Here is a 24,277-nt window from a genome sequence, read left to right on the forward strand (position 1 = left end):
GGGCCAAAGTGCCGCCCCGCCGCCCCGACATCACACAACATGCAAGATCTGCCCCATTCACCCGCTCCCATGCCGGAGCCACCAGCCAAACCGCCGCGCCGGTCGCTGCGGCGTTTCATGTTCGCCAACCCGTTGCACCTGATCGCGCTCGGCTTTGGCAGCGGGCTCTCGCGCTTCGCTCCAGGCACCGTGGGTACAGCCTGGGGATGGCTCGCGTTCCTCGTGCTGCAGCTGTGGCTCACGCAAGCGCAGATGGGCATCGTGATCGCCGTCTCCATCGTGCTCGGCTGGATCGCCTGCACCGTCACCGCCCGCAACATGGGTGTGGCCGACCCCGGCAGCATCGTCTGGGACGAGGTCGTCGCGATCTGGATCGTGCTCTGGTTGGCCATGCCCATGGGCTTCTGGGGCCAACTCATCGCCTTCGGCCTGTTCCGCTTTTTCGACGCCGCCAAACCCAACCCGGTCAAATGGGCCGACCAGTGCTTCAAGGGATTTGGCTGGCGCGGCGGCTTCGGCATCATGTTCGATGATCTCGTGGCCGCCTTCTGCACATTGCTCGTGATCGCCGTCTGGAGATGGATCTGATGTTAGAACAAGACAATCCGGAGGGATTTTCGCAATCGTCGCTCAAAGAGCTGTTCGGCCTGCCGAGCGAGCAACTCGAGCCCGAACTGCGCCAGCTCGCCGCCAAGCTCAAGACCCGCACCCTCATGCTCGCCACGGCAGAAAGCTGTACCGGCGGCATGATCGCCGCCGCTTGCACTGATCTGGCCGGATCGAGTGAATGGTTCGAGCGCGGTTTCGTGAGCTACAGCAACGCCGCCAAAACCGACCTGCTCGGCGTGCCCGGCATGCTGGTGCTGCTGCATGGTGCCGTCAGCGAACCCGTGGTGCGCGCCATGGCCACCGGCGCGGTGCTGCGCTCCCAGGCCCAGATCAGCATTGCCGTCACCGGCGTTGCAGGCCCCGGCGGCGGCACCGAGGCCAAGCCCGTCGGCACCGTCTGGTTCGCCTGGCAGGTCGAAGGCGCACTGCACAGCGAGGTCCAGCATTTCACGGGCGACCGCGCCACCGTGCGCATGGCGACCATGACGCATGCGATCCGGCGCTTGAACGAGCTGTTGGGCTGAACGATCAGAACACCACGCCCGAGACGAGGGCGATGTTGGCGTAAGGCGTGAATTCGCCGGTGCGCACGATCGCCACCGCGCGCTGGCTCAGCTGTTTGAAATCCTCATGCAACACTGTCTGCGCCATCGGCAGGTGACTGGCGTTTTCGGCGAACCAAGGCGGCATTGAGCCACCCGCGCCCAGAGCCTCCGCGGCGATGATGGTGCGCTCGACCTGCAACTCCGACAACACCGTTTCCAGCACTTTGGACACCGTCGGTACACCCTGACAGACGGCGAGATCGATGCGCCGCACGCCCGGCGGAACCGGTAGTCCCGCATCGCCGATCACCAGCACGTCGCCATGCCCCATGCCGGCGATCACCTGCGAGAGTTCGGCATGCAAAAGCGGGGTGCGTTTCATAGTTGGCTCCAGCGCGTTGCGCTCGTCAGTTGCAAGACTTCCTCTGCGCGTGGAATCGAGGGCTGCGCGCCCGCACGCGTCACGCAGATGCTGGCCGCGCGCATCGCCCACTGCGTGGCTTCGTCCAGCGTGGCGCCTTGCGCAAGCTGCACGGTGAGCGCGCCCAGAAAGGTGTCGCCCGCCGCTGTGCTGTCCACCGCCTGCACCGTCACCGCTTCGTGCCAGCGTGCACCGTCCACATCGCAGACCACCGCGCCGTTGGCACCCAGCGTCACGACCACCTGTGCAATGCCATTGGCAAACAGCTGGCGCGCGGCCGTGGCGGCCTGCTCCGCGTTGTCCACGGCGATTGCGCTGAGCGCGCTGGCCTCGGTTTCATTCACCACCAGCACGCCGATGTCGCTCCACCATTCCTTCGGGAACGCCTGCATCGGCGAAGGATTGAGCGCCACCCGGCAGCCGCTTTTGCGCGCGATTTGCAGCGTCTTCTGCACTTCGACGAGCGGCGTCTCGAACTGCAGCACCGCAAAATCAGCATCCTTGAGCAGTTGTTCAAGCAGCGGTTCGGGCACGCTCAATTGTTGATTCGCCCCGGCCAGCACCACGATCTGGTTCTGCCCCGCGTCGTCCACCGAAATCACCGCCACGCCGGTCGCCGCATCGCTCGCACGCATCACATGCGAGACGTCGATGTCGTCACCGCGCAGCGACGCAAGCAACTGCTCGGCATACACATCCTCGCCGACACACGACAGCAGGCACACCTGTGCGCCCTGCCGCGCGCAGCTTACCGCCTGATTGCCGCCCTTGCCGCCGGGCACATGGCGCAGGTCGTGGCCGAGCAGCGTTTCGCCCGCCACGGGCATGTGCGGCACGCGCAGCACCATGTCCATGTTCAGGCTGCCAAGCACCACGATGCGTGGGCTGGCGTTGGAATTTTCTTGTTGGCTTTGAACTGTCATCACATCATCTGTCCCGAAACCACAAAGGGCTCCGTGCGCTCAAGCGCCCTGCCGCTGCTGGCACGCGTCACCAACGACGGAGCCAACAATTGAAGCATCCCCTGCACCGGTGCGGGCCGGGGGGCACCCTTTGCACCGGACATTAGCGCAAGCAGGCATGCCAGGGCCTCCTTGGCCATCAGCCTCACGGGCTGTGCGACCGTGGCGAGCGCGGGCTGCGTGTAGCTCGCGAGTTCGATATCGTCATAGCCGACCAGCGCCACATCCTGCGGCACGCGAAGGCCTTGTTCATGCACTGCGCGCAACGCGCCCATGGCCATCAGGTCGTTGCAGGCGAACACCGCCGTCAGGCGCGCTGCCGCTGCTGTAGTCGTATCGCGGCGCAGCAATTCGAGCATCGCGAGATAGCCACCATTGACGGTGAAATCGGCGTACACGAGCAGATCCGCTTCCAGCCCCACGCGCTGCATCGCCTCGCGCCAGCCCTGCACCCGCGACTCGCTCGAATGCAACTGCTCGGGACCTGCGATGCAGGCGATGCGCCGGTGCCCCAGCGCGAGCAGATGCCCGGTCGCCATCGCGCCGCCCGCCACATGGTCGGTCTGCACGCAGGGGCGGGCCAGGCCGTCGATGTCGCGGTCGATCAGCACCATCGGCATGGTCGAATCAGCCAGGTGCCGGGACATGCGCTCGTCGTCCGTCGTCGACGCGACGATCACACCGTCCACGCGCTTTTGCGCCAGCACATCGAGATAGACGCGCTGGCGGTCGGCGTTGTCATCCGTGTTGCACAGCAGCAGCGCGTAGCCCGCAGCGAAGCAGGCATCTTCCACCGCGCGCACCAGCTCCGCAAAATAGGGATTGGAATTGTTGGGCACCAACATGCCGATGGTGTGCGTGGCCTTCATCTTGAGGCTGCGCGCCACCGCGCTCGGCACATAGCCGAGCGTGCGCACGGCCTCCAGCACACGCGCCTCGGTGTCCACGTGCACCGCGCGGGTCTTGTTGAGCACATGCGACACCGTGGTCACCGAGACCCCGGCCAGCTGCGCTACGTCCTTTATGCTGGTCATCGCGCTTCAGGCTTGCGCGCGCTTCTGGCGCAGGGTGTCGATGATCACCGCCACCACGATCACCACGCCGGTGATGATGCGCTTTTGCGGCTCGCTCGCGCCCACCTGCGCGAGACCCGCTTCGAGCACCGCGATGATCAGCACGCCGAAGAAGGTGGCGATCACCGAGCCGCGACCGCCCATCAGGCTGGTGCCGCCGATCACCACCGCAGCGATGACCTGCAGCTCCATGCCAACGCCCGTGTTCGGATCGGCGGCCTCAAGGCGCGCGGACTGCATCAGCCCCGCCAGCGCCGCCAGCAAGCCCATCACCGCGAACACCGCGATGCGGATCGGCCGTGGGTCGATGCCCGCAAGACGCATGGCCTCCTCATTGGTGCCGATACCGATCACATAGCGGCCGAACACCGTGCGCGTGAGCACGACATGCCCGACGATCACGATGATCACCGCGATCATGAACGCCGAGGAAACGCCGTCCATGATCGGCGCCGCAAGGCCAGAAATCGCATCGCCCACATACTGCGTGCGCGAATCCGTCACCACATAGGCCGCACCGCGCAGCGCCTCCAGCATGCCCAGCGACACGATGAACGTGGGCAAGCGCCAGATCACGGAGACCGAGCCCGTCACCGCGCCGCACAGCAGTCCGGTGAGCAGCCCGAGCGCTCCGGCCAGCCACACATTCATTCCCCAGATCAGAATCCCCTGCGCGGCCACGGCCGCCGACAGCGCGAGCACCGAGCCCACCGACAGGTCGATGCCTGCGATGATGAGCACGAAGGTCATACCCACCGCCATCACGGCAAGCGCCGGAATTTCATTGGCGATGGTGACGAAGGTTTCCTTGCTCCAGAAGTATTCGGACATCGTGCTGAACAGCGCGATCATGCCCAGCAGCACCACGAGCAGGCCCAGATACGTGCCCCAGGAGCCGCGCAGTGCCTGACTGACCGGTGAAGAGGTTGGAGTTTCCTTGGCAGGACTGTTCATGGGAGGGAGTCTTTCTCTTTGTTCTTCGAATGCTTTGCGCACCGGCGGATCAGGCCAGCGCAGCGCTCTGCTGGTGCGTTTTCGTGTTGCCAAATGCGGCGGCGAGCAGCTGCTTCTCGGTCCATTCACCGCGCTCGAATACGGCCACCAGGCACCCGTTGTGCATCACGCCGATGCGGTCGCACATGGCCATCAGTTCGCGCAGATCGCTCGACACCATCAGCACGGCCTTGTTGTCGGCCACCATGGCATCCATCTCGTTGTACAGGTCGGCGCGCGCGCCCACATCGACGCCGCGCGTCGGCTCGTCGAGCAGCAGTACATCGCAGGGCTGGTGCAGCCAGCGCGCGAAAACGACCTTCTGCTGATTGCCGCCGCTGAGCGTAGAGACCGCCTGCTCCGCATTGCGCGAGCGGATGCGCAGCCGCGAAATCCAGTGGCGCGCCATGTCGCCTTCACGGCCAAGCTGCAGCCAGCCCGCGCTCGCCACCTTGTTCACACCCGCCAGCGTGGTGTTCACGCGGATCGATTGCGACAGCAGCAGACCTTGCGACTTGCGGTCCTCCGTGACCAGCCCGACGCCCGCCTCGATGGCATGCACCGGACTCTTCCAATTGGGCGAGACGCTGGAGCGAGGCTTCCCCCGCTCGTCGAAAACAGTGATATCGCCTGCTTCCGCACGGTCGGCACCGAACAGCAGACGCACCAGTTCGGTTCGACCCGAGCCGACCAGACCGGCCAGCCCCATGATCTCACCAGCGTGCAGATCGAGGCTCACATCACGCACCACCGCTCCACGCCGCAAGCCACGCGCCGACAGACGCAGCGCGCCGCGGCTGCGCCTGGCGCGGCCTTCGTTGTCCTGCACCACATGGCCGACCATGCGTTCGACCAATTCATGTTCCTGTACGCCTTGCATGGCGCGCACATCCACCAGCCGCCCATCGCGCAGCACCGCCACGCGGTCGGCGATGCGCTGCAGCTCTTCCAGCCGGTGCGACACATAGACGATGGCCACGCCGCGCGACTTCATCAGCGCGATCTGCTCGAACAGATGTTCGATCTCGGCGGGAGTCAGCATCGCCGTGGGCTCATCGAGCACCAGCACGCGCGTGCCGTCCTGCAGATTGCGTGCGATCTCCACCATCTGCTGCTGGCCGATACCGAGCTGCGAGACGGGAGTGTCGGGGTCGATATCGGCAAGGCCGATCTTGGCCAGCTGCTCGCGCGCCAGCGTTCTGATTCGCTCGTTGTCGAGCCAGCCGAAACGGTTCGGCAGACGATCGAGCAACAGGTTCTCGGCCACGGTGAGCGTGGGAATCAGCCCCAGCTCCTGCATGACCATGCGCACACCATGCGCCTCCGCATCGCGGCGCGAGCGCGGCACGAACGACGCACCGTCCAGCTCCAGCGTGCCGTCGAAATCCTGCACCAGTCCGCACAGAATCTTCGACAGCGTGCTCTTGCCCGCGCCGTTCTCGCCGGTCAGGGCCATCACCTCACCGGCATGCAACTCCAGCGTCACCCCCTGCAGCACCACAGTGCCCGCATAGGACTTGCCCACATCGCGCATCACCACGCGCACTGCTGCGCACTGCGATGCCGCGTTCCCGGAAGTTGACACCTTCATTTCCATGCCGTTGACCTGTACCGCTGCCGCCGCGCTTACTTGGTGTCCTTGGTGACCAGCACCACGTCGGTCTTCACTTCCGTGGGCAGATCGGCCTGCTTCTTGCCTTCCGCGATCGCCTTCAAGGCAATGTCGATGCCGAACACCGCCTGCTTGGCGGCGAACTGGTCGGCCGTGGCCAGTACGCGGCCATCCTTGAGCATCGGCTTGAGCGCGGCGATGTTGTCATAGCCGACCACATCCACCTTGCCGGTACGGCCTGAGGCCTTCACGGCGGCGACCACGCCCAGCGCCATGCTGTCGTTGCCCGCGAGAATCGCCTTCAGATCGGGATGCTCGCGCAGCATGCCTGCGGCCACCGTGTTGCCCTTGTCGATTTCCCACTGGCCGGATTGCACGCTCACCACGTTCGCGCCCGCGGCCTTCATCGCGTCCTGATAGCCCAGCGTGCGTTGCTGAGCATTGAACGAAGTGGACACGCCCTCGACGATGCCAACCTTGTCGCCCGAAGCCAGCTTCTTGGCAAGAAAATCACCCACCAGCTTCGCGCCGGAACGGTTGTCCGGGCCGACGAACGGCACCTTCAGATCCTTGCTGGCCAGCGCGGCGGAGTCGAGCTTGTTGTCGATGTTGATGATCAGCACGCCCTTGTCGGCCGCCGCCTTGAGCGCCGGAACCAGCGCCTTCGAATCCGCCGGAGCGATCACGATGGCGTTCACGCGCTGCGCCACCATCTGCTCAACCATCTTGATCTGCGCTGCGGTATCCGTCTCGTCCTTGATGCCGTTGGCCACCAGCGTGTACTTGCCCGCGTTCTGCTTCTGGTGCGCCTTCGCGCCGTCTTCCATCGTGCGGAAGAACTCGTTGGCCAGCGATTTCATGACCAGCGCCACTTTGGGCTTGTCCGCGGCAACGGCGTTGTGAGCAAAACCAGCGACGGAAGCCAGCGCCAGAGCGGCGGTCAGGGTACGACGAGAAAAGCGCATGTGTCTCTCCAGAAGGGAATGGACGCGACCAGCGGAACGACGCAAACACGCCGTCCTCCAATCACTTGAATTGATAGCAAAAGCGTGATTTTGCGCCTACGCAAACGTTTGCGGCCTGCAGTTTACCCTAGGTTTTGCAGCGAACTCCCCTCTCACGCCCCGTCAAAAGCCATAAAAAAACGGCCCCTTGGGCCGCTCTTCGGACGGAGGCTGGTTTCAGGCCCCGTGGCACTTTTTGTATTTTTTGCCGCTGCCGCAGGGGCAGGGATCATTGCGGCCAGGTTCGTTTCCGCGACGCACGGTCTCCACGCGCGGACCGAAGCTCTTCCAGATCTGGCGCAGGTCGTAGCAGGCCCAAATCATCTCGCCAACCTTCTCCACACGGTCCTGGCTGGTGCTGGCGGGGCCTTGGTCGTCATACAGATTGACTGCGGGCTTGCCGGTGTCGTCCTCGGTCACGGCGACCATCTTTTCGAGCGAGTCGTCGATCCACTTGGTGGCGTCCTTGTCACGCGGAGCGGCCCAGTCCTCGGGCCAGTTTTCAACCGCGAACATGAAGCCCAGCGCCCAGACCTGGCCGAACGAGGGAATGTCCTGGCCTTCCATTTCGGCCTTCTCTTCCTCAGGCAGCATGGCGATGGCGCCGCGCATGTCCATGCACTCGGGCTGGAATGCGTCGTCGGAGTCAAGCGCGTCAGTCTCAATGTCGAGTTGCGTGGCAATCTCGTCCAAACGCAGCTGGCACAGCTCCAGAAAGCGTGCCTGCTGGGCCTCGTCCTTGAAGGTGTCGGCCTGGAACGGCAGCGGGCCATCTTCAGGAGCGTCTTCGATGATCAGGCCATCACCAAGCAGCATCGGCAGCCATTCGGCCACGTCGATGGGGCGACGCGTGCAGACCAACGCGGTCAGGTAGCCGTCGCAGAACTCCCACTGGGGCGTCTCGTCGTTGCGGCTGCGGATGTCGTCGAGCATGGCATCCAGCTCGTCGAGTGCGTCGTTGCTCAGCGCCGGGTTGAAGTCGTCGTCCGAATCCGGAGCCGTCGAGGATGGGGTGGAGTCTTGGTCTGCCATGGGAAATTCTGGTGGGTGGTCTGGTTGGTGGCAAGCGCCCGAGGCGCTACAAAACGCCTGCACTGTCGCCATAAAAAGGGCTCAATTTTACGCCGTGCCCCTCGAACGCCCCATGCCAAGGCCTCATACCCCCCGCTGGCGCTGCGCCAAAGGGTCTTTCACTTCTCACAGGCATTTCTCGACTGGCTGCAATACGCTTGCATCAAAGCAATCTCAGTTGTTGCCCTTTCAAACCTTGCGGCACACTGTCTCCCATCCCTCCACGATCGACATTCGCCCGATGAGCCAAACCCTCGCCCCTCGCCGCATTCCCGCATGGGTCCCGATCCGCTACACCAGCTTCTGCCTTGCGCTGCTCGGCACCGGCCTGTTCTTCACCGCCGCGCGCTTCTGGGGCGGCGGCTGGTGGTGGGTGGGCTATGGCGTGTGTCTCGCGCTGTCGGTGCTCGGCGTGTGGGACATGCTGCAGACGCGCCACGCCATCCTGCGCAACTATCCGATCATCGGGCACTTCCGCTTCATGCTGGAGTACATCCGCCCCGAGATCCGCCAGTACTTCATCGAGTCCGATCAGGAGGCGCTGCCGTTCTCCCGCGCCCAGCGCTCGCTCGTGTACCAACGCGCCAAGGGCGAGCCCGACAGCCGCCCGCTCGGCACGCTGCTCAACGTGAGCGCACAGGGCTACGAATGGGTGAACCATTCGATGCAGCCCACCAAGCTCACCTCGCACGACTTCCGCATCTGGATCGGCGGCAGCCCGGATGCAAAAGCCGAAGGTGCGTCTCCCTGCACGCAGCCGTATAACGCCAGCATCTTCAACATCTCTGCGATGAGCTTCGGTGCGCTGTCGGCCAACGCGATTCTGGCGCTCAACAAGGGCGCCAAGACCGGCGGCTTCGCGCATGACACTGGCGAGGGCTCGATCAGCCAGCACCACCGCGTGCATGGCGGCGACCTGATCTGGGAGGTGGCCTCGGGCTACTTCGGCTGCCGCAACGACGATGGCACGTTCAGCGAAGAAAAGTACATCGCCAACGCCACCGACCCGCAGGTCAAGATGATCGAGCTGAAGCTCAGCCAGGGCGCGAAGCCCGGCCATGGTGGCATGCTGCTCGGCCCCAAGGTCACCCCCGAGATCGCCGCCGCGCGCGGTGTGCCGGTGGGGGTGGACTGCATCAGCCCGCCCACGCATAGCGCGTTCAAGACGCCGACCGAGATGATGCATTTCATCGCCCGCCTGCGCGAAAAGTCCGGCGGCAAGCCCACCGGATTCAAGTTCTGCGTCGGCCATCCATGGGAATGGTTTGCCATCGTCAAAGCCATGCTGGAGACCAACATCACGCCTGATTTCATCGTGGTCGATGGCGCAGAAGGCGGCACGGGCGCGGCGCCGGTCGAGTTCGTCGACCATGTCGGCGTGCCGCTGCAGGAAGGGCTGCTGCTGGTGCACAACACGCTGATTGGCGCGGGCCTGCGCCACCGCATCAAGATCGGCGCGGCCGGCAAGGTGATCACCGCGTTCGACATCGCGCGCATGATGGCGCTCGGCGCTGACTGGTGCAACGCGGGGCGCGGTTTCATGATGGCGCTGGGCTGCATTCAGGCGCAAAGCTGCCACACCGGCCACTGCCCCACGGGCGTCGCCACGCAGGACCCCGGCCGCCAGAAAGCCCTCGTAGTGCCCGACAAGGCCACGCGCGTCGCCAACTTCCACAAGAGCACGCTGCATGCGTTGCAAGAGCTGGTGCAGGCCGCCGGGCTCGAGCACCCCTGCGACATCACTGCCCATCACATCGTGCGCCGCATCACCGACACCGAGGTGCGCCAGCTCGCCAATCTCGTGATGCGGGTGGAGCCCGGCGCGCTGCTCGGCGATCTGACGAAACAGCACAACGTCTTTCGCCAATACTGGCCCGGCGCGAGCGCGCACACGTTCCAGTTCGCGCCGCCGCCGCTTGCGCCCAGCGCACCGATTTCGATCAAGGAGCAGGAATCGCTCGTCGCATCCTGATACGCTAGGGCCACTCCCTGAAACGCTCCGCCCTTCGGCGGAGTTTCCTTGCCGCCAAGTCCGCCCGTGTCCCAACCTCAGCCACCAGACCCCTCACCGCAAACGACGGACTTCGACGCCTTCCTCAAGGCGCATCTGGCCACGCAGGCCAAGAACATCCAGCGCTACGACGTCGATGGCCGCCGTGTCTGGATCAAGCGCACCGGCCCGCTGGTGCCCGCATGGCGCTACCGCATCCTGCGCGTGCTGCGCGTGTTGCTCGACGAACCGGTGCTCGGCCCAGTCGTCAACCACGGCGGGCGCGAGGCCATCGCCACCGAGATCCGCCGCCTCAAGGACCTCGCCGCGCGCGGCATTCGCGTGCCGCAGCTGCTGGCCGAGGAGCAGGACGGCTTCGTGATGAGCCACCTCGGTCTGCCCGATCAGGACGTGCATTCGCTCGGCAACGTGATCCGCGCGGTCGTGCCTCAGGGCACGGACGCGATCCTGCCGCTGTGGCAGCAGGGCCTTGCGATGATCGACCAGGTGCACCGCTCGGGCACCGTGCTCAGCCAGGCCTTCGCGCGCAACATGGTGGTCTGCCCCGATGGCGAACTGGCCTGCGTCGACTTCGAGGACGACCCACTCGCCGTGCTGCCCATGGGCGTGTGCCAGGTGCGCGACGCCCTGTGCTACACCCACTCCACTGCCGTCTACCTGAGCCACGCGGGCGCCCTGCTGCCTGCACGCGCCCACTGGCAGGAATGGCTCACCCACCCCGAACGCAGCCCCGAATTCAAGCAGGTGCTCTCCAACACCCTGCGACGCATGCGCTGGCTGCGCCACCTGCCTGCCAATCGCAAGCTCGGGCGCGATACCGAACGGCTTCGCGCGATGTGGGACTTGATGGAGTGAACGGATTGCACGGTTGCACCACCGTTTGATGCAATTGAATGCAATATCTGCATCAAAACCATGACAAACCGGGAAAATTAAGAATGTTTATCAATTTCATCTGAGTCATTGGCTATATTTATTCAAATTATCGAAATTTGAATATTGATAGAGGTGAGCAATGATTCGTTATTCATTCGGGAGTCAATTCAAACGACGGCTGCAAGTCATCGCTGTCTGCCTTGCAGCCGTCTGCAGTGCGCCAGCGTGGTCTGCGACCTCCCCCAGAATTCTCGTGTTGACGACCAATGAGGGCTTTGCGAACGAGTCCTTCACGTATCCGGACGCGCCCACTGACACCGGTTACCAAGACGACGGCAAAGTGGCCTCCGACAACGTGGCAACCGCTTTCGGTCTGCCGGTTGCACCGGCGACGGTCTCCACGCTCATCAAGGACAATCCCAAAATCGACTATCGCTATGGCGCCTTGTCGATCCGTCCGCACAAGACGGATGGCTCGGATGTGGCCGCCACCGCTGTCTCATCCCCGGATCCGGGTCGTTACTCCACCACTCCGACTTCGCTGGTTCGTGTTCTTTCCACGCGAGTGGACGCCGTCGGAAATCCAACGGGCAAGGAAAGCGTGGTCTACGTTCCGAACGACACCAAGTATCCTGACCGAGCCAATCTCGCGTCCATTTTCAAACCCGACGATGCGGATCGCTACGACCTGATCATTGTGGCCAGTACCTATCGCAAGGTCACTGAGTCTGCATATGCCGCGCTCTCGGCCGTCATGCAGGATCCCGCCCTGCGACCCAATGCCATTCTGTATTTCATCGACTCTTGTTGTGACAACGCCCGCAACCACTCGAAGAACATGGCCCGATTCGTGAATGACCTGCTGAAGCCGGCCACCCAAGACACGAACAACCCTGGCGCTTTGGTGAACTCATTGACGCTCGGCACACTGAACTATGACGACGCCTACACTGCGAATTTGAATACCGAAGCCAACTACCCGAGTCTCGGCTCCAAGTACGCAGAGGGATTCAAAACGCTGCTACCCAACATGTACGGAGGTTACTTCTTCACCATCGACAACGTGCCAAAGGACAATATCCTCTTTCGCCATCCCATCCACAAGAGGTACCCGAATCCGGATCCCGGCAACGATGGCTATGGAGTGTTCTTTCCGGCACCACAGGTATTCAGCGGTAACGGAACCTGCACATTCGCCACCGTGGACATCTCGCCCTTTGATGGAACTCATCTAGGCACCAATACGTCCGGCGGCAATCCCACCTCGGCAAACAACATCGGTCAAGCCTTCATCAATGCGGCACTCCCCGGCGGCGCCTGCGGTGGACTGGCATCGATCAGCACCGACCCGGCCCCGCTTGCTGTCACGCTCGGCCAGCCGCAGTCCACCATCACGCTGACCGTGAAGAACGAATCGTTGACCGATGCAGGCGTCGGCACCGGAGTGATCACCGGAGGCCGGGTTGAAGCACAGTTGCCTTCCAACCTCCAGTTCGCTGGCGCCAATACCGTCACCTCGACCTGTGCAGGTGCAACAGCCACCAATACCGGGACCGGGTTCTCGGTCACGGGCTTCAACATCCCATTCAAGGGAACATGCACCATCACCCTGCCCGTGCAGTGGACTGACACCACCGATCCCGCGACCAACGCCTGCATCGACGCTACCAAGAATACGGCCACGCTCACCATCACCCCCGGCGTGCCCAATCAGTTCAGCACCAAGGAAGGCCAGACCAACGCACAGGCCGTCGCCAACGTGGTCTGCACCGCGCCCGAGCTGCAACTGACCACCAACCCCGCCTCGCTGCCCGGCCCGTTCATCGCCGGATCGATGCTGAGCTACGACGTGGTCGTGACCAACCTGAGCCAGACGGCGACGGCCTCCAACGCGCAACTGAGCGCGCTGATGCCCGCAGACGCCACACCCACCATCACGCCCAAATCGCGCCAGCAGTTTCTGAAGGCCAATCCGGCTGCATGCGTGTCGCCTACCGACTGCACGCTCGCGCCCGGCGAAGCCGCTACGTTCGGAGTGCAGTTCCCGGCACCGGCCAACACGGCTTCCATGACGTTCTCGCCCACTGTTGCCTTACCTGCTGGCATCCCCGCCAACACAGAGGTCACACTAGTGAACAACACCGTCACGCTGGCCGCACCACTGCAAAAGCAGCTCACCGTACAAGCCCAATTGACGACGGCAGGCAGCGCGGACTTCACGTCTCTAAACGGCTCCGGCATGGCCTTTGTGGCGAACGGTTGCAATGCAGCGCCTGCTTCGGGCAGCGCACCGCTGGGAATCAACGCTGCCGGTACCGCACAGACGTCCACGGCGGACGGTGCTTCGCACTGTGACGTGGTGTTCAGCTCTGCGCCCGGCCCGCTGCCGACCGGCTATGTGCTCGCATCCACGACTCCAACGCTGGCCGACAGCAATGACCCGAGCACCGGCGTGCAGACCGTTGTAGCCACCTGGACCGTGCTGCCACCTGGTGCAGCAAACATCAACGGCAGCATCACTGGCGGCCCGTCCACCTTCCCGCCGAACCTGATCGGCAAGACGCTTGACTACGAACTCACCTGCACGCCCGGCGCCGCCACTCCGTCGACCGGAGCACTGACGGTGGGCAGCACTGGACAACTCAGCATCGCCAATCCACCAATGGTTCCCGCAGGTTCCACCTGCACGCTGACCCTCAAAACCGATCCCGCCACTCTGCCGCTGCCTACGGGTTATCTGTGGAAGACACCGGTGATCTCGGGCTCCGGCAACAACTTCAACGTGCTGCTCCCCATGGCAAGCTCGTCGACCAACGGCAACTCCGTGCCTGTGCCGACGCTGAGCGAATTGGCACTGTACACACTCGCATTGCTGATGTTGCTTGCAGCAGCCGGTCCACTGAGGAATGGACGCGCCAAGCGCTGAATCCGGCGACCGGTCTCCTCTCGGATCACCCAATGACAAGGGGCGCTCACATCAGTGGAGCGCCCCTTTTTTTGGTTTGCGGCGTATGCTGTTCAATCCACGCTGATGCGCGCCGCGTCCACAATGCTCTTCCAGTGCGCCGCATCCTTGTCGAGCACGGTGCGAAATTCCTGCGGAGTCGAGCCCACCGGGATCAGCCCCATGTCGGATAGGCGTTTGGCGATGTCGGGTTGCTTGACGATGGCGGCCAACTCTGCACCGAGCTTGTCCACGATGGATTGCGGTGTGGACGCCGGCAAGAAGAATCCGAACCAGCCGTTGGCCTCGAAGCCGGAGTATCCCAGTTCGGCCATGGTCTTCACCTCGGGCAGGGCCGGGTGGCGCTGCTGGCCGGTGACGGCGAGGATGGTGATCTTCTCGGACTTGATGTGCGGATACGCGCCCGTCGCATCGACAAAGGCGCTCGCCAGTTGCCCACCGAGCATCGCGGCCATCTCGGGGCCCGAGCCCTGATACGGCACATGCGTGAGGTCGATGCCGGCCTTCATCTTGAACTGCTCGCCGTTGAGGTGCGACGAGGTGGCGTTGCCGTAGGAGCCGAAGTTGAACTTGGCCGGATCGGCCTTGGCCTGCGCCACCAGTTCGGCGAGCGACTTGATGCCCGAGCTGCGCGGCACCATGACGAGATCGGCCGACTTGGCAGTCTGAGACACTGGCGTGAGGTCGCTGAGCTTGTAGGGCACCTTTTTGTAGAGCGACGGAATCTGTACCAGCGCCGTGATGCCTAGCAGCACGGTATAGCCATCGCCCGGAGCCTTGGCAACAAGGTCATTTCCGAGCATGCCGCTTGCCCCGGGTTTGTTCTCGACGATCACGCCCTGTCCCCAGTGCTGGCTGAGCTGCGCGCCGATCAGGCGGCCGATGATGTCGGTACCGCCACCGGCCGGGTACGGCACGATCACACGGATCGGCTTGCTGGGGTAGGTGTCCGCAATGGCCGCGCTCCAGGGCGCGGCGGCGAGAAAGGCGGCGGCCAGCAGATGCTGCAGGCTTTGTCGACGCGCTGATTTCATGGTTCTTGCTCCTCTGCGTTGTCACTCTCTCAAAATGGGTTTCGACACGCGGCCCAGATCACAGGGTGCGCGCGATGATCTCCTTCATGATCTCGTCGCTGCCGCCGTAGATGCGGCCGATGCGCGCATCGGTCCACGCGCGGCCCACCTGGTACTCGGTCATGTAACCGTAGCCGCCGTGCAGTTGCAGGAACTCGTCGAGCAGCTTGTTCTGCAGCGTGGTCGCGTTGAGCTTGACCATGGCCGCGCGGTCGGGCGTGAGCTTGCGCTGCATATGCAGCGCGATGCAGTCGTCCACAAACACGCGCAGCATCGTGGCCTGTGACTTGGCCTCGGCGAGCTTGAAGCGCGTGTTCTGGAAATCGAACACCGGCTGGCCGAAGGCCTTGCGGTCGCGGGTGTAGTCGATCGTCTTCTGAAGAAACGCCTCGATGGACGCCGCAGCGCGCACCGCCACCACCAGCCGCTCCTGCGCCAGCTCATGCATCAGGTACTTAAACCCCATGTTCTCTTCGCCAAGCAGGTTGCCCACGGGCACCTTCACGTCGTCGAAGAACAGCTCCGAGGTGTCCTGCGCCATGAGGCCGATCTTCTCGAGCTTGCGACCCTTGCTGAAGCCGGGCGTGCCGTCTTCGACCACGATGAGCGACACACCCTTGGCCCCCATCTCGGGTGCGGTCTTGCAGACCACGATGACGATCTCGCAGTTGATGCCGTTGGTGATGAAGGTCTTGGCGCCGTTGATCACGTAATGATCGCCCTCGCGCCGCGCCGAGGTGCGCACCGACTTGAGGTCACTGCCCGCGCCGGGCTCGGTCATCGCGATGGCCCCGATCAGCTCGCCCGATGCCATCTTCGGCAGCCACTGGTCCTTCTGCGCCTTGTTGCCGTAGGCGTTGATATAGGGCGCAACGATGTCGGAATGCAGCGGAAAACCAAGGCCGCTCGCCCCGGTGCGCGCGATCTCTTCGAGCAGCACGGCCGCATGGCCAAAGTCACCACCGCCGCCGTAGGGCTCGGGCAGCATCGGGTTGAGCAACCCCTCATGACCGGCCTTGCGCCAGACCTCCTTGGGCACGATGCCGTCGCGCTCCCACTGCCCATGGTACGGGACGACTTCCTTGTCAAAAAAGCGGCGCGCGGCCTCGCGAAACTGTTCGTGATCTTCACGGAAAACGCTGCGTTCAATCAGATCCTGCATGCTTCACCTCGTTAGAAAAATACGTTCAAAAAAGGACATCAAGGCTGGTTGGCGGCTGCCGCTCGCACATCGAAACCAGCATTCGGGTCTTCGCGAAAGCGCTCCTTGAGCACGCGGCGCAGCAGCTTGCCGGTCTCAAGGCGCGGTAGACGGGTCTCGAACACCACCTGCCTCGGCCACTTCACTTTGGATAGATGCGGTGCGGCCTGCGCGACGATGGCGCGCGCCAGTGCTTCGTTGCCTTCATGGCCGGACTTGAGCACGATGACCGCCAGCGGCTGCTCGCCGAAGTCCTCGTGCGGCACGCCGACCACGGCCACTTCATCGACGGCGGGATGTGCGACGAGCGCGTTCTCGATCTCCTGCGGATAGACGTTCACGCCGCCCGACAGAATCAGATCGGCGCGCCTGTCACTCAAGAAGAGATAGCCATCCGCATCCACGTAGCCGATGTCGCCATAGGTCGCCCAGCCGCGCTCGTTGAAGGCCTCGCGCGTCTTGGCCTCGTCGTTGAGATAGCAGAACTCGCCGCCATTCTCGAAATAGATGCGGCCGATCTGGCCCACCGGAAGCTCGTTGCCGTCGTCGTCCAGAACGTGCAGCACGCCCGCAATCGCGCGCCCCACCGACCCGGGGCGCCCGCGCCATTCCTTCGAGTCGATCAGCGTCGTGCCGCAGCCCTCGGAACCCGCGTAGTACTCCATGAGAATGTCGCCCCACCATTGCAGAATCGCAAGCTTGAGTGGCACCGGGCACGGAGCGGCCGCATGGATGGCGACGCGGTGGGTGGAGAGGTCGTACCTGCTCTTCACCGCATCGGGCAACTTGAACATGCGGCTGAGCATGGTCGGCACCCATTGACTGTGAGTGACGCGGAACTTGTCAATGCACGCGAGCGAGAACTCCGCATCGAACTGCCGCATGATGACCGCGCGCCCGCCCGAGTCGAGCGCGCGCAGCGTGTAGCGCAGCGGCGCGGCGTGATACAGCGGCGCGGGCGACAGGTAGACAGTCTGCTCGCCGAATTGCATAAGGCGCTGTGTATTCGCCACCTCGGGATCTGTCTGCTTGCGGTACTCTGGCGCGAACAGCGGTTTGCGCACACCCTTGGGCCTGCCTGTGGTGCCCGATGAATAGAGCAAGTCACGGCCCAGCGGGCGCTGGCTCAAATCGAGTGCGGGCTGCGCGCCTGCGGCGTTCAGCAGTTCATCGATGCCGCGCACGCCCGGGGTGTCGCCATCCACGGAAAAGCAGGGCAGGCCCAGTGCCTGATGCGCGGCCTGCGCGTTCGGCCAGGTGGCGGACGAAACAAACAGCTGCTGCGCGCCACTGTCCTGCACGATGTACTGCACCTCGGCGGGTGTGAGGTGGGTGCTGATCACCGCCGCATAGAGACCCGCCTCGCGCGCAGCCAGCACCAACTCGAGGATCTCGACGCGGTTCTCGAGCAGGATCGCAATCGTGTCCTCGGATTTCAACCCCAGTCCGGCCAACCACTGCGCGAGAAGCAGCGCTCGATCAGCAATGCGCTTGGCGGTGAAGGTCTCTTCGGTCTCAGCCTGGATCAGGACCACCTTGTCGGGTTGAAGCTGCGCCCAGCTCAAGAAGTTGTGCATTGTTGAATGTCTCCATAACGTGCAAGCCGCCAGTCATTGCATCACTGGGCGGGTGTTGCGTGGGTTCTTCAATTCATAACATCCGGTTCACGAGTCTCGAATTCCGAATGAACGTGCGCAGTATCTCGCCCGATAGTCTGCATCTTCCTCGGGTTACTACCAGTTCGAATTCGTTTTTCTGAAACCTATTATTATTTTAATGAAACCAATGTCTCATAAATCATGAACATCCCTGTCATCGTTGAAGCCATTCGCAGCCCCATGGCCCGGGCCAAATCCGACGGTGCACTCGCCGAGCTGCACCCCGTTGATCTGCTCTCTCAGGTACTGCAGCAGCTCATCGCGCGTACCGGCATCGACCCCGGTTCGGTGGACGACGTGATCTGCGGCTGTGTGAGCCAGGCGGGCGAGCAGGCGGGCACGCCGGGACGCCTCGCGTGGCTGGCGGCGGGTCTGCCAACGCATGTGCCGTCGACCACCATCGACCGCAAATGCGGATCGAGCCAGCAGGCCGTGCACTTTGCGGCGCAGGCCATCATGGCGGGCGTGCAAGACATCGTGATCGCCTGCGGCGTCGAGTCGATGAGCCGCGTGCCTATGGGCAGCTCGCGGATGGGCAAGAACACGACGGGCCCGCGCTTTGACGAACGCTTCGCTCCGGGCCTGGTGGGTCAAGGTGTATCGGCCGACCTCGTTGCTGCCAAATGGGGGCTGTCGCGAGGCGATCTGGATCGCTACGCCGCCCAGTCACACCAACGCGCGCATCTGGCGCAAACAGGCGGCAGATTCGCGCGCGAGATCGTCGGCATTGATACGCCGAATGGCCACGTGATCGCCGACGAAACCATACGCGCAGGCACCACGCCCGAGAAGCTCGCGGGCCTCAAGGCGGTGTTTGAAAACGAAGAACTTTCCGCACGCTTTCCGCAGATTCAATGGAGCACCACGGCGGGCAACGCCTCGCAGATGACCGATGGCGCAAGCGCCATGCTGATCATGAGCGAGAAGCGCGCTGAACAGCTTGGCCTGCGCCCCCGCGCGCGCTTTGTCGCGTTCGACGTAGTGGGCGACGATCCGCTCTACATGCTCACCGCACCGATTCCCGCCACACAGCGCGTGCTCGCCAAGGCGAAGATGAAACTCGACGACATCCAGCACTACGAGATCAACGAGGCCTTCGCGTCGGTGCCACTCGCGTGGCAGAAGGAACTCAAGGCTGACGGCGAACGCCTGAACCCACGCGGCGGTGCGATCGCGCTCGGCCATCCGCTCGGCGCATCGGGCGTGCGCCTGATGACCACGATGCTGCACGCGATGGAAGACAGCGGCCAGCGCTACGGCATCCAATCCATGTGTGAAGCCGGTGGCATGGCAAATGCCACGATCATTGAAAGGCTCTGAAATGAAACTGCAAAAAGGAATGACCGCCATCGTCACGGGTGGCGTATCGGGTCTCGGTGAAGCAACGGCGATTTCGCTGCTTGAGCGCGGACTGAATGTAGTCGCCGTCGACCTCAACGAAGAGCGGGGCGCGGCGATGGAAAAGCAGTACGCCGGTCAGCTCAAGTTCGTGAAGGCCGACGTGGCCGATGGCGAGCAAATGCAGGCCGCCATCGCCGCCGCCGAAGCCTTTGGCGAGTTCCGCGCGCTGGTGCATTGCGCGGGCGTCGGCGGCCCGGTGCGGCTGGTCGAGAAAGACGGCAGTCCCGGCTCGCTCGAGAAGTACACCAACATCGTGCGCATCAACCTCATCGGCACCTTCAACACGCTGCGGCTTGCGGCGGCTTCGATGGCGAAGAACGCGCCCGTCGACGGCGAACGCGGTGCCTGCGTGCTCACCGCGTCGGTCGCGGGATACGAGGGCCAGATCGGACAGATTCCCTATGCCTCGGCCAAGGCCGGCATCATCGGCATGACCATCGTCGCCGCGCGCGATCTGGCCACCAAGATGATCCGCGTGTGCACGATTGCGCCGGGCCTGTTCGACACGCCGATCCTCGCCAAGCTGCCCGAGGAAATCCGCCAGTCACTCGCGGCCTCGGTGCCCAATCCACCACGCCTCGGAAAGCCGAATGAATATGCGCTGACGGCGCTGCATATCCTCGAGAATCCCATGCTCAACGGCGAGACCATTCGCCTTGACGGCGCGATCCGCATGCAGCCGCGCTGAGGCATTCACTTTTCAGGAGACGCTCCCATGTCAGAAACCACTCCCCTACTCGTCGAGATCCGAGGCAACCTTCAGATCATGACGCTCAACCGCCCCGAAGCGAAGAACGCCGTGACGCTGGAAATGGCCGAGGCCATGGTCGCCGCCATCGATGCGTTTGATGCGAACCCGGCACTCTCCGTGGGCATCATTGTTGGCGCGGGCGGCACGTTCTGCGCGGGCATGGATCTGAAAGGCTTTCTGCAGGGCAAACGCCCCAGCATCCCCGGTCGCGGCTTCTGCGGAATCACCATCAAGCCACCGCGCAAGCCGATCATCGCCGCGGTCGAGGGCTATGCGCTCGCGGGCGGTTTCGAGGTCGTGCTTGCCTGCGATCTGGTGGTCGCATCGAGCGCAGCCAAGTTCGGCCTGCCCGAAGTGAAACGCGGCCTCGCCGCCGCTGGCGGTGGCCTTCTGCGCCTGCCCAAGCGCATGCCGTATCACATCGCGATGGAATGCATCCTCACCGGCGACATGCTGAGCGCTGAGCGCGCCCACCAGAACGGCCTGATCAACCGCCTCGTTGAGCCCGGCACGGCGCTCGATGCCGCCATCGAGTTGGCCAACGCCGTAGCCGCCAACGGTCCCCTGTCGTTGATTGCAAGCAAGCAAGTGGTCACCGAATCGGTGGACTGGAGCCGCGAGGAAATGTTCGACAAACAGGCCGCCATCACCAACCCGGTCTTCGCATCGCAAGACGCCCGTGAAGGCGCGGCCGCTTTCGCTGAAAAACGCAAACCCGCCTGGAAGGGCATTTGACGCACGCTGAACGCAGCCATCCCGACTGATGGCCTTCGTTGTTGCATGCGTGCACCAAGGACCCTTTGCATGAGTCGATCCGATTGATGCAGAGGGTCCTCAATGACTTCACCCATTTCATCAAAGAGGAGAGAGACACGCATGAGAGCAACAATGACGCCCTATTCACGCCGCAAAGCGCTGTGCGCCATCGCGGCCGCCCTCGGCTGTGCGCCATGGGCCGCACATGCCGAATCCATCTGGCCGAGCAAGACCATCACCTTTGTGGTCCCTGGCGCGGCGGGGGGATCAACCGATATCCCCGCGCGCTTTCTCGCCATCAAGCTCAGCGAGCGACTGGGCCAACCGATCATCGTGGACAACAAGCCCGGCGCGGGCGGCTCGCTAGGCTCGGGCATCGTCGCGCGCGCCCAGCCCGATGGCTACACCGTGCTCGTCGGCAACTCAGGCTCCAACGCGATCAACTACACGGCCTACAAGAAGCTCAGCTACAAGCCCACGGATTTCGTCGCGCTCACCGACATGATCTCGTTCGCCAACGTGTTGGTGGTGCCCGTCAAATCGCCCCTCAAGACACTGCCGCAGCTCATCGACACCGCCCGCAAGGAGCCAGGCAAGCTCGCATTCTCCTCGGCGGGGGTCGGCCAGACCACGCACCTCATGGGCGAGCTGTTCAAGCAGCGCACTGGCACCGATGTCGTGCACGTCGCCTACAAGGGCTCGGCCCCCGGCACCATGGCCGTGGTGAGCGGCGAGACGCAATTCATGTTCGACAACATGACCGCTTCGCTTGCCCACATCAAGGACGGCAAGCTGCGCCCCCTCGCCGTGACCGGATCCACCCGCGAGCCCGAACTGCCAGACGTGCCGACCATGACCGAACTCGGCATGCCCGACTTCAACAAGGTCGGCTGGATGGGCTTCTTCCTGCCCGCGAAAACCCCGCCGGAGATCGTCAAGAAACTCACCGACAACCTCATCGCCGTGCTGCAATCCCCCGAGGTCCAGAAACGTTATCGCGAACTCGGCGGCAGACCCGGAGGCATGCCGCCCGAGCAGTTCAACAAGATGGTGAACGACGATCAGAAATCATGGGGTGAGCTGATAACGAGCCAGCATCTGCAGTTGGACTAGGAAACACCCCCTGAGTCATTTCGAGAGCGGCGGGACGGCCCTTGCGCGGCTGCCCTCGCTTAGGCCGCATCAGTTTCATCCGCTGCGGGCGGCGAAGCGCCATGAGAATCTGATCGGCGACTCCCGAGACTTCAGCGTCGCCAGACTTTCTGCACGTCGCCATGCGCAAGGGCGTCCAGCACCGCCTGCGTATGCGCTCCTGCATTGCACGCCTCGGACGTTTCATACGCCCTGCCATCAAACCGTGGTGCTGGCGCTGCCTGCAACACGCCGCCGCGCTCGTTGTACACACCACGCGCGCGCATGTGCGGATGCTGCGACGCCTCGAGCGGGCTGAGCACCGCACCGAAGCACACGTCGGTGGATTCAAAAACCGTCTGCCAGCGCGCGCGTGATTGCTGCAGAAAGATCGTCTGCAGGCGCGCGCGGCGCTTGGGCCAGGCAGAGCGGTCGTGCTGGGCGGTGGCGAAATCGGGATCACCCGTGAGGCCCAGCGTTTGCAGCAGCAGCACGTAGAACTGCGGCTCGATGGCGCCGATGGTGATGTGGTGGCCGTCGGCGCAGACATAGGTTTCGTAGAACGGTGAGCTGTCGTACATGCTCTGGCCGCGCTCGTCGGCCACCATGCCGCGCTGGCGAGCGCTCAGGGCGAGGTTGAGCATGTGGGCCGCGCCGTCGACGATGGCGGCATCGACGACGGTGCCCTTGCCCGTCTGGCGGGCATGGATGATGCCCGCGAGCAAACCGGTCAAAAGGTAGAGCGCTCCGCCGCCAATGTCGCCGACCATCGCGAACGAGGACACGGGGCGCGCGTCCGCCGGGCTGCAGCCCCAAAGCGCACCCGCGACCGAGGCGTAGTTGTTGTCGTGTCCGGCTCGGGGGGCGAGCGGTCCGTCCTGACCCCAGCCGGTCATGCGGCCATAGACGAGTTCGGGGTTCACACGCAGACATTCCTCGGGGCCGAGGCCTAGGCGCTCCATCACCCCGGGGCGCATGCCTTCGATCAGTACATCGGCGCTCGCGACAAGCGTGAGCACCAATTGCCTGCCCGCCTCGCTCTTCAAATCGGCGAACACCGAGCGCTTGCCGCGATTGAGCAGCGTGCCGGTGGGGCCGGTGTTCTCGGCCTCGCGCACGACCGAGATCACATCCGCGCCCAGATCGGCCAGATGCATCGCACAGAACGGGCCGGGGCCAAGGCCGCCGATTTCGAGAACGCGGATGCTGTCAAGTACTTTGCTCACGGTCTTGTCTCCTCTAGTGGATGGTCTGATTGAAGTGTCGTTCTAGTAGAGGCTGGACGCGCCAAGCACGCCCTCCACCGAACGCACCAGTGTGATCAGGCGCGGGCCGACGTCGGACTCCAGCTCGCGGCTCTTGGGGTTGTAGGTCGGGATGGAGGCGGCGATCACCCAGCGTTCACCATCAATGGGCAGCGAAAGCGGAACGGCAATCGACTGAATCTCACGGTGCAGATCACCGTGGCTGCGGCAAAAACCATGGGTGGCGAGGTCATGGCGTGCGTCCACCAACCGTTCACGCAGTTGCGCGGCACGGTCGGGCTCGTGCACGGCCAGCTCGGCAAGATAGGCTTCGCGCTCCACTTCAGGAAGGCACAGCAGATAAGCACGGCCCGTGGCGGTGCGCGAGAGCGACATGCCGACTCCCATCTGCGGCGTGAACACTTTGTTGTCCATGCCATTGGCCAGCTCGACCAGCACCAGCTTCTGGCCTGAGCCGACCCCGATCTGGATTTGCCCGCCGATATGGTTGGCCAACTCCATCATCTGCGGACGCGCAAACTGCCGCAGATGCATACGCGCGAGCACCGGCGAAGAGAGATTGAGCAGCCCGATCCCCGGCACAAACTTGGACAGGCGCTCCGAATACCGCAGCAGCCCCAGCTCGCAGAGCGTGTCGGTCAGCCGAAACAGGGTGGGCTTGGGCAGCCCGGTGAGGTCCATCAGCTCCTTGCCGCTCAGTTCCTGACGCTTGTTGGAGAAGCAGCCCAGAATGGATACGCCCCGCACCAGCGCACTGACCAGTTTGCCATCTGCTTCAGAATTCATGAATGCCCTTTGATTGTTATTGGGATGAGACCAGCGTCTCGATTTTCCGAATTCTATTCAAAGATCGATCTGAAGCGCACAAAAAGAAAAGCTCCAGCGCATCACAGCGGTGG

General features: G+C 63.6%; 21 protein-coding genes. 9 read left to right on the plus strand and 12 right to left on the minus strand.

Going from position 1 to position 24,277, the window contains the following annotated elements; genetic code table 11:
* Positions 1–39 precede the first annotated feature (39 nt).
* Together G7047_RS20830 and G7047_RS20835 are read left to right on the plus strand one after the other, a co-directional pair.
* Positions 40–588: a phosphatidylglycerophosphatase A gene (locus G7047_RS20830; protein WP_371813813.1), complete on the plus strand. Its 549-nt coding sequence runs from the start codon at positions 40–42 to the stop codon at positions 586–588.
* Positions 588–1,133, plus strand: coding sequence for a CinA family protein (locus G7047_RS20835; protein WP_166309692.1), 546 nt, complete (start codon positions 588–590; stop codon positions 1,131–1,133). The genes G7047_RS20830 and G7047_RS20835 overlap by 1 nt, the downstream gene beginning before the upstream one ends.
* A 4-nt stretch (positions 1,134–1,137) precedes the next feature.
* Here the strand turns inward: G7047_RS20835 and rbsD are convergent, their stop codons facing one another.
* The 7 genes from rbsD to G7047_RS20870 form a co-directional block, all read right to left on the minus strand.
* Positions 1,138–1,536, minus strand: a complete 399-nt coding sequence (rbsD, locus tag G7047_RS20840; protein WP_166309694.1) for a D-ribose pyranase — start codon at positions 1,534–1,536, stop codon at positions 1,138–1,140.
* Positions 1,533–2,498 carry a ribokinase gene (gene rbsK, locus G7047_RS20845; RefSeq protein ID WP_166309696.1) on the minus strand — a complete coding sequence of 322 codons (966 nt, stop codon included), beginning with the start codon at positions 2,496–2,498 and terminating at the stop codon, positions 1,533–1,535. Before rbsK ends, rbsD begins: the two co-directional genes overlap by 4 nt.
* On the minus strand, positions 2,498–3,571 hold the full coding sequence (locus G7047_RS20850; protein WP_166309698.1) for a LacI family DNA-binding transcriptional regulator: 1,074 nt from the start codon (positions 3,569–3,571) through the stop codon (positions 2,498–2,500). Before G7047_RS20850 ends, rbsK begins: the two co-directional genes overlap by 1 nt.
* A 6-nt stretch (positions 3,572–3,577) precedes the next feature.
* Entirely contained in the window at positions 3,578–4,564 is a 987-nt protein-coding gene (locus G7047_RS20855; RefSeq protein WP_166309699.1) for an ABC transporter permease, read from the minus strand.
* Between the two features lie 49 nt (positions 4,565–4,613).
* Positions 4,614–6,137, minus strand: a complete 1,524-nt coding sequence (locus tag G7047_RS20860; protein ID WP_166312187.1) for a sugar ABC transporter ATP-binding protein — start codon at positions 6,135–6,137, stop codon at positions 4,614–4,616.
* Positions 6,138–6,229: 92 nt separating this feature from the next.
* Positions 6,230–7,180 carry a sugar ABC transporter substrate-binding protein gene (locus tag G7047_RS20865; protein WP_166309701.1) on the minus strand — a complete coding sequence of 317 codons (951 nt, stop codon included), beginning with the start codon at positions 7,178–7,180 and terminating at the stop codon, positions 6,230–6,232.
* Positions 7,181–7,396: 216 nt separating this feature from the next.
* Positions 7,397–8,251 (minus strand): YecA family protein, encoded by an 855-nt coding sequence (locus G7047_RS20870; RefSeq protein ID WP_166309703.1) that lies wholly within the window; start codon positions 8,249–8,251, stop codon positions 7,397–7,399.
* Between the two features lie 280 nt (positions 8,252–8,531).
* Here G7047_RS20870 and G7047_RS20875 point away from each other — a divergent pair, with 280 nt between their 5' ends.
* The 3 genes from G7047_RS20875 to G7047_RS20885 all read left to right on the plus strand — a co-directional run bounded on the left by G7047_RS20875 (position 8,532) and on the right by G7047_RS20885 (position 14,103).
* Positions 8,532–10,262, plus strand: coding sequence for an FMN-binding glutamate synthase family protein (locus G7047_RS20875; protein WP_166309705.1), 1,731 nt, complete (start codon positions 8,532–8,534; stop codon positions 10,260–10,262).
* A gap of 66 nt (positions 10,263–10,328) precedes the next feature.
* Positions 10,329–11,156, plus strand: coding sequence for a hypothetical protein (locus G7047_RS20880; protein ID WP_205904659.1), 828 nt, complete (start codon positions 10,329–10,331; stop codon positions 11,154–11,156).
* A gap of 274 nt (positions 11,157–11,430) precedes the next feature.
* Positions 11,431–14,103: a DUF5979 domain-containing protein gene (locus G7047_RS20885; protein ID WP_166309709.1), complete on the plus strand. Its 2,673-nt coding sequence runs from the start codon at positions 11,431–11,433 to the stop codon at positions 14,101–14,103.
* A gap of 92 nt (positions 14,104–14,195) precedes the next feature.
* On the opposite strand, the gene G7047_RS20890 is transcribed toward G7047_RS20885, so the two are convergent.
* The 3 genes from G7047_RS20890 to G7047_RS20900 are packed head-to-tail and all read right to left on the minus strand — an operon-like array spanning position 14,196 to position 17,993.
* The gene (locus tag G7047_RS20890; protein ID WP_166309711.1) at positions 14,196–15,176 is read right to left on the minus strand and encodes a tripartite tricarboxylate transporter substrate binding protein; all 981 of its coding nucleotides are present in this window, start codon (positions 15,174–15,176) and stop codon (positions 14,196–14,198) included.
* A gap of 58 nt (positions 15,177–15,234) precedes the next feature.
* On the minus strand, positions 15,235–16,377 hold the full coding sequence (locus tag G7047_RS20895; RefSeq protein ID WP_166309713.1) for an acyl-CoA dehydrogenase family protein: 1,143 nt from the start codon (positions 16,375–16,377) through the stop codon (positions 15,235–15,237).
* Positions 16,378–16,415: 38 nt separating this feature from the next.
* Positions 16,416–17,993, minus strand: a complete 1,578-nt coding sequence (locus G7047_RS20900) for an AMP-binding protein (RefSeq protein ID WP_166309715.1) — start codon at positions 17,991–17,993, stop codon at positions 16,416–16,418.
* A 222-nt stretch (positions 17,994–18,215) separates the two neighbouring features.
* Here G7047_RS20900 and G7047_RS20905 point away from each other — a divergent pair, with 222 nt between their 5' ends.
* The 4 genes from G7047_RS20905 (at position 18,216) to G7047_RS20920 (ending at position 22,095) form a co-directional block, all read left to right on the plus strand.
* Complete coding sequence (locus tag G7047_RS20905) at positions 18,216–19,394, plus strand: thiolase family protein (protein ID WP_166309717.1); 1,179 nt, start codon at positions 18,216–18,218, stop codon at positions 19,392–19,394.
* Between the two features lies 1 nt (position 19,395).
* A complete protein-coding gene (locus G7047_RS20910) occupies positions 19,396–20,163 on the plus strand; it encodes an SDR family NAD(P)-dependent oxidoreductase (RefSeq protein ID WP_166309719.1) in 768 nt (255 codons plus the stop codon).
* A gap of 27 nt (positions 20,164–20,190) precedes the next feature.
* Positions 20,191–20,961: a crotonase/enoyl-CoA hydratase family protein gene (locus tag G7047_RS20915; RefSeq protein WP_166309721.1), complete on the plus strand. Its 771-nt coding sequence runs from the start codon at positions 20,191–20,193 to the stop codon at positions 20,959–20,961.
* Between the two features lie 153 nt (positions 20,962–21,114).
* Positions 21,115–22,095 carry a tripartite tricarboxylate transporter substrate binding protein gene (locus G7047_RS20920; protein ID WP_166312188.1) on the plus strand — a complete coding sequence of 327 codons (981 nt, stop codon included), beginning with the start codon at positions 21,115–21,117 and terminating at the stop codon, positions 22,093–22,095.
* 131 nt (positions 22,096–22,226) lie between these two features.
* On the opposite strand, the gene G7047_RS20925 is transcribed toward G7047_RS20920, so the two are convergent.
* A complete protein-coding gene (locus G7047_RS20925) occupies positions 22,227–23,339 on the minus strand; it encodes a CaiB/BaiF CoA-transferase family protein (RefSeq protein ID WP_166309723.1) in 1,113 nt (370 codons plus the stop codon).
* A 42-nt stretch (positions 23,340–23,381) separates the two neighbouring features.
* Positions 23,382–24,164, minus strand: coding sequence for an IclR family transcriptional regulator (locus G7047_RS20930; RefSeq protein ID WP_166309725.1), 783 nt, complete (start codon positions 24,162–24,164; stop codon positions 23,382–23,384).
* Positions 24,165–24,277: the final 113 nt, after the last annotated feature.

It is taken from the genome of Diaphorobacter sp. HDW4A (assembly GCF_011305995.1).
Taxonomy (GTDB): domain Bacteria; phylum Pseudomonadota; class Gammaproteobacteria; order Burkholderiales; family Burkholderiaceae_C; genus Diaphorobacter_A.

Bases quoted from the DNA above. Each gene is read 5' to 3' on its own strand.
- G7047_RS20830 (WP_371813813.1), top strand. From the start codon at position 40: ATGCAAGATCTGCCCCATTCACCCGCTCCCATGCCGGAGCCACCAGCC.
- G7047_RS20835 (WP_166309692.1), top strand. From the start codon at position 588: ATGTTAGAACAAGACAATCCGGAGGGATTTTCGCAATCGTCGCTCAAA.
- rbsD (WP_166309694.1), bottom strand. From the start codon at position 1,536: ATGAAACGCACCCCGCTTTTGCATGCCGAACTCTCGCAGGTGATCGCC.
- rbsK (WP_166309696.1), bottom strand. From the start codon at position 2,498: ATGACAGTTCAAAGCCAACAAGAAAATTCCAACGCCAGCCCACGCATC.
- G7047_RS20850 (WP_166309698.1), bottom strand. From the start codon at position 3,571: ATGACCAGCATAAAGGACGTAGCGCAGCTGGCCGGGGTCTCGGTGACC.
- G7047_RS20855 (WP_166309699.1), bottom strand. From the start codon at position 4,564: ATGAACAGTCCTGCCAAGGAAACTCCAACCTCTTCACCGGTCAGTCAG.
- G7047_RS20860 (WP_166312187.1), bottom strand. From the start codon at position 6,137: ATGCGCGATGTGGGCAAGTCCTATGCGGGCACTGTGGTGCTGCAGGGG.
- G7047_RS20865 (WP_166309701.1), bottom strand. From the start codon at position 7,180: ATGCGCTTTTCTCGTCGTACCCTGACCGCCGCTCTGGCGCTGGCTTCC.
- G7047_RS20870 (WP_166309703.1), bottom strand. From the start codon at position 8,251: ATGGCAGACCAAGACTCCACCCCATCCTCGACGGCTCCGGATTCGGAC.
- G7047_RS20875 (WP_166309705.1), top strand. From the start codon at position 8,532: ATGAGCCAAACCCTCGCCCCTCGCCGCATTCCCGCATGGGTCCCGATC.
- G7047_RS20890 (WP_166309711.1), bottom strand. From the start codon at position 15,176: ATGAAATCAGCGCGTCGACAAAGCCTGCAGCATCTGCTGGCCGCCGCC.
- G7047_RS20895 (WP_166309713.1), bottom strand. From the start codon at position 16,377: ATGCAGGATCTGATTGAACGCAGCGTTTTCCGTGAAGATCACGAACAG.
- G7047_RS20900 (WP_166309715.1), bottom strand. From the start codon at position 17,993: ATGCACAACTTCTTGAGCTGGGCGCAGCTTCAACCCGACAAGGTGGTC.
- G7047_RS20905 (WP_166309717.1), top strand. From the start codon at position 18,216: ATGAACATCCCTGTCATCGTTGAAGCCATTCGCAGCCCCATGGCCCGG.
- G7047_RS20910 (WP_166309719.1), top strand. From the start codon at position 19,396: ATGAAACTGCAAAAAGGAATGACCGCCATCGTCACGGGTGGCGTATCG.
- G7047_RS20915 (WP_166309721.1), top strand. From the start codon at position 20,191: ATGTCAGAAACCACTCCCCTACTCGTCGAGATCCGAGGCAACCTTCAG.
- G7047_RS20920 (WP_166312188.1), top strand. From the start codon at position 21,115: ATGACGCCCTATTCACGCCGCAAAGCGCTGTGCGCCATCGCGGCCGCC.
- G7047_RS20930 (WP_166309725.1), bottom strand. From the start codon at position 24,164: ATGAATTCTGAAGCAGATGGCAAACTGGTCAGTGCGCTGGTGCGGGGC.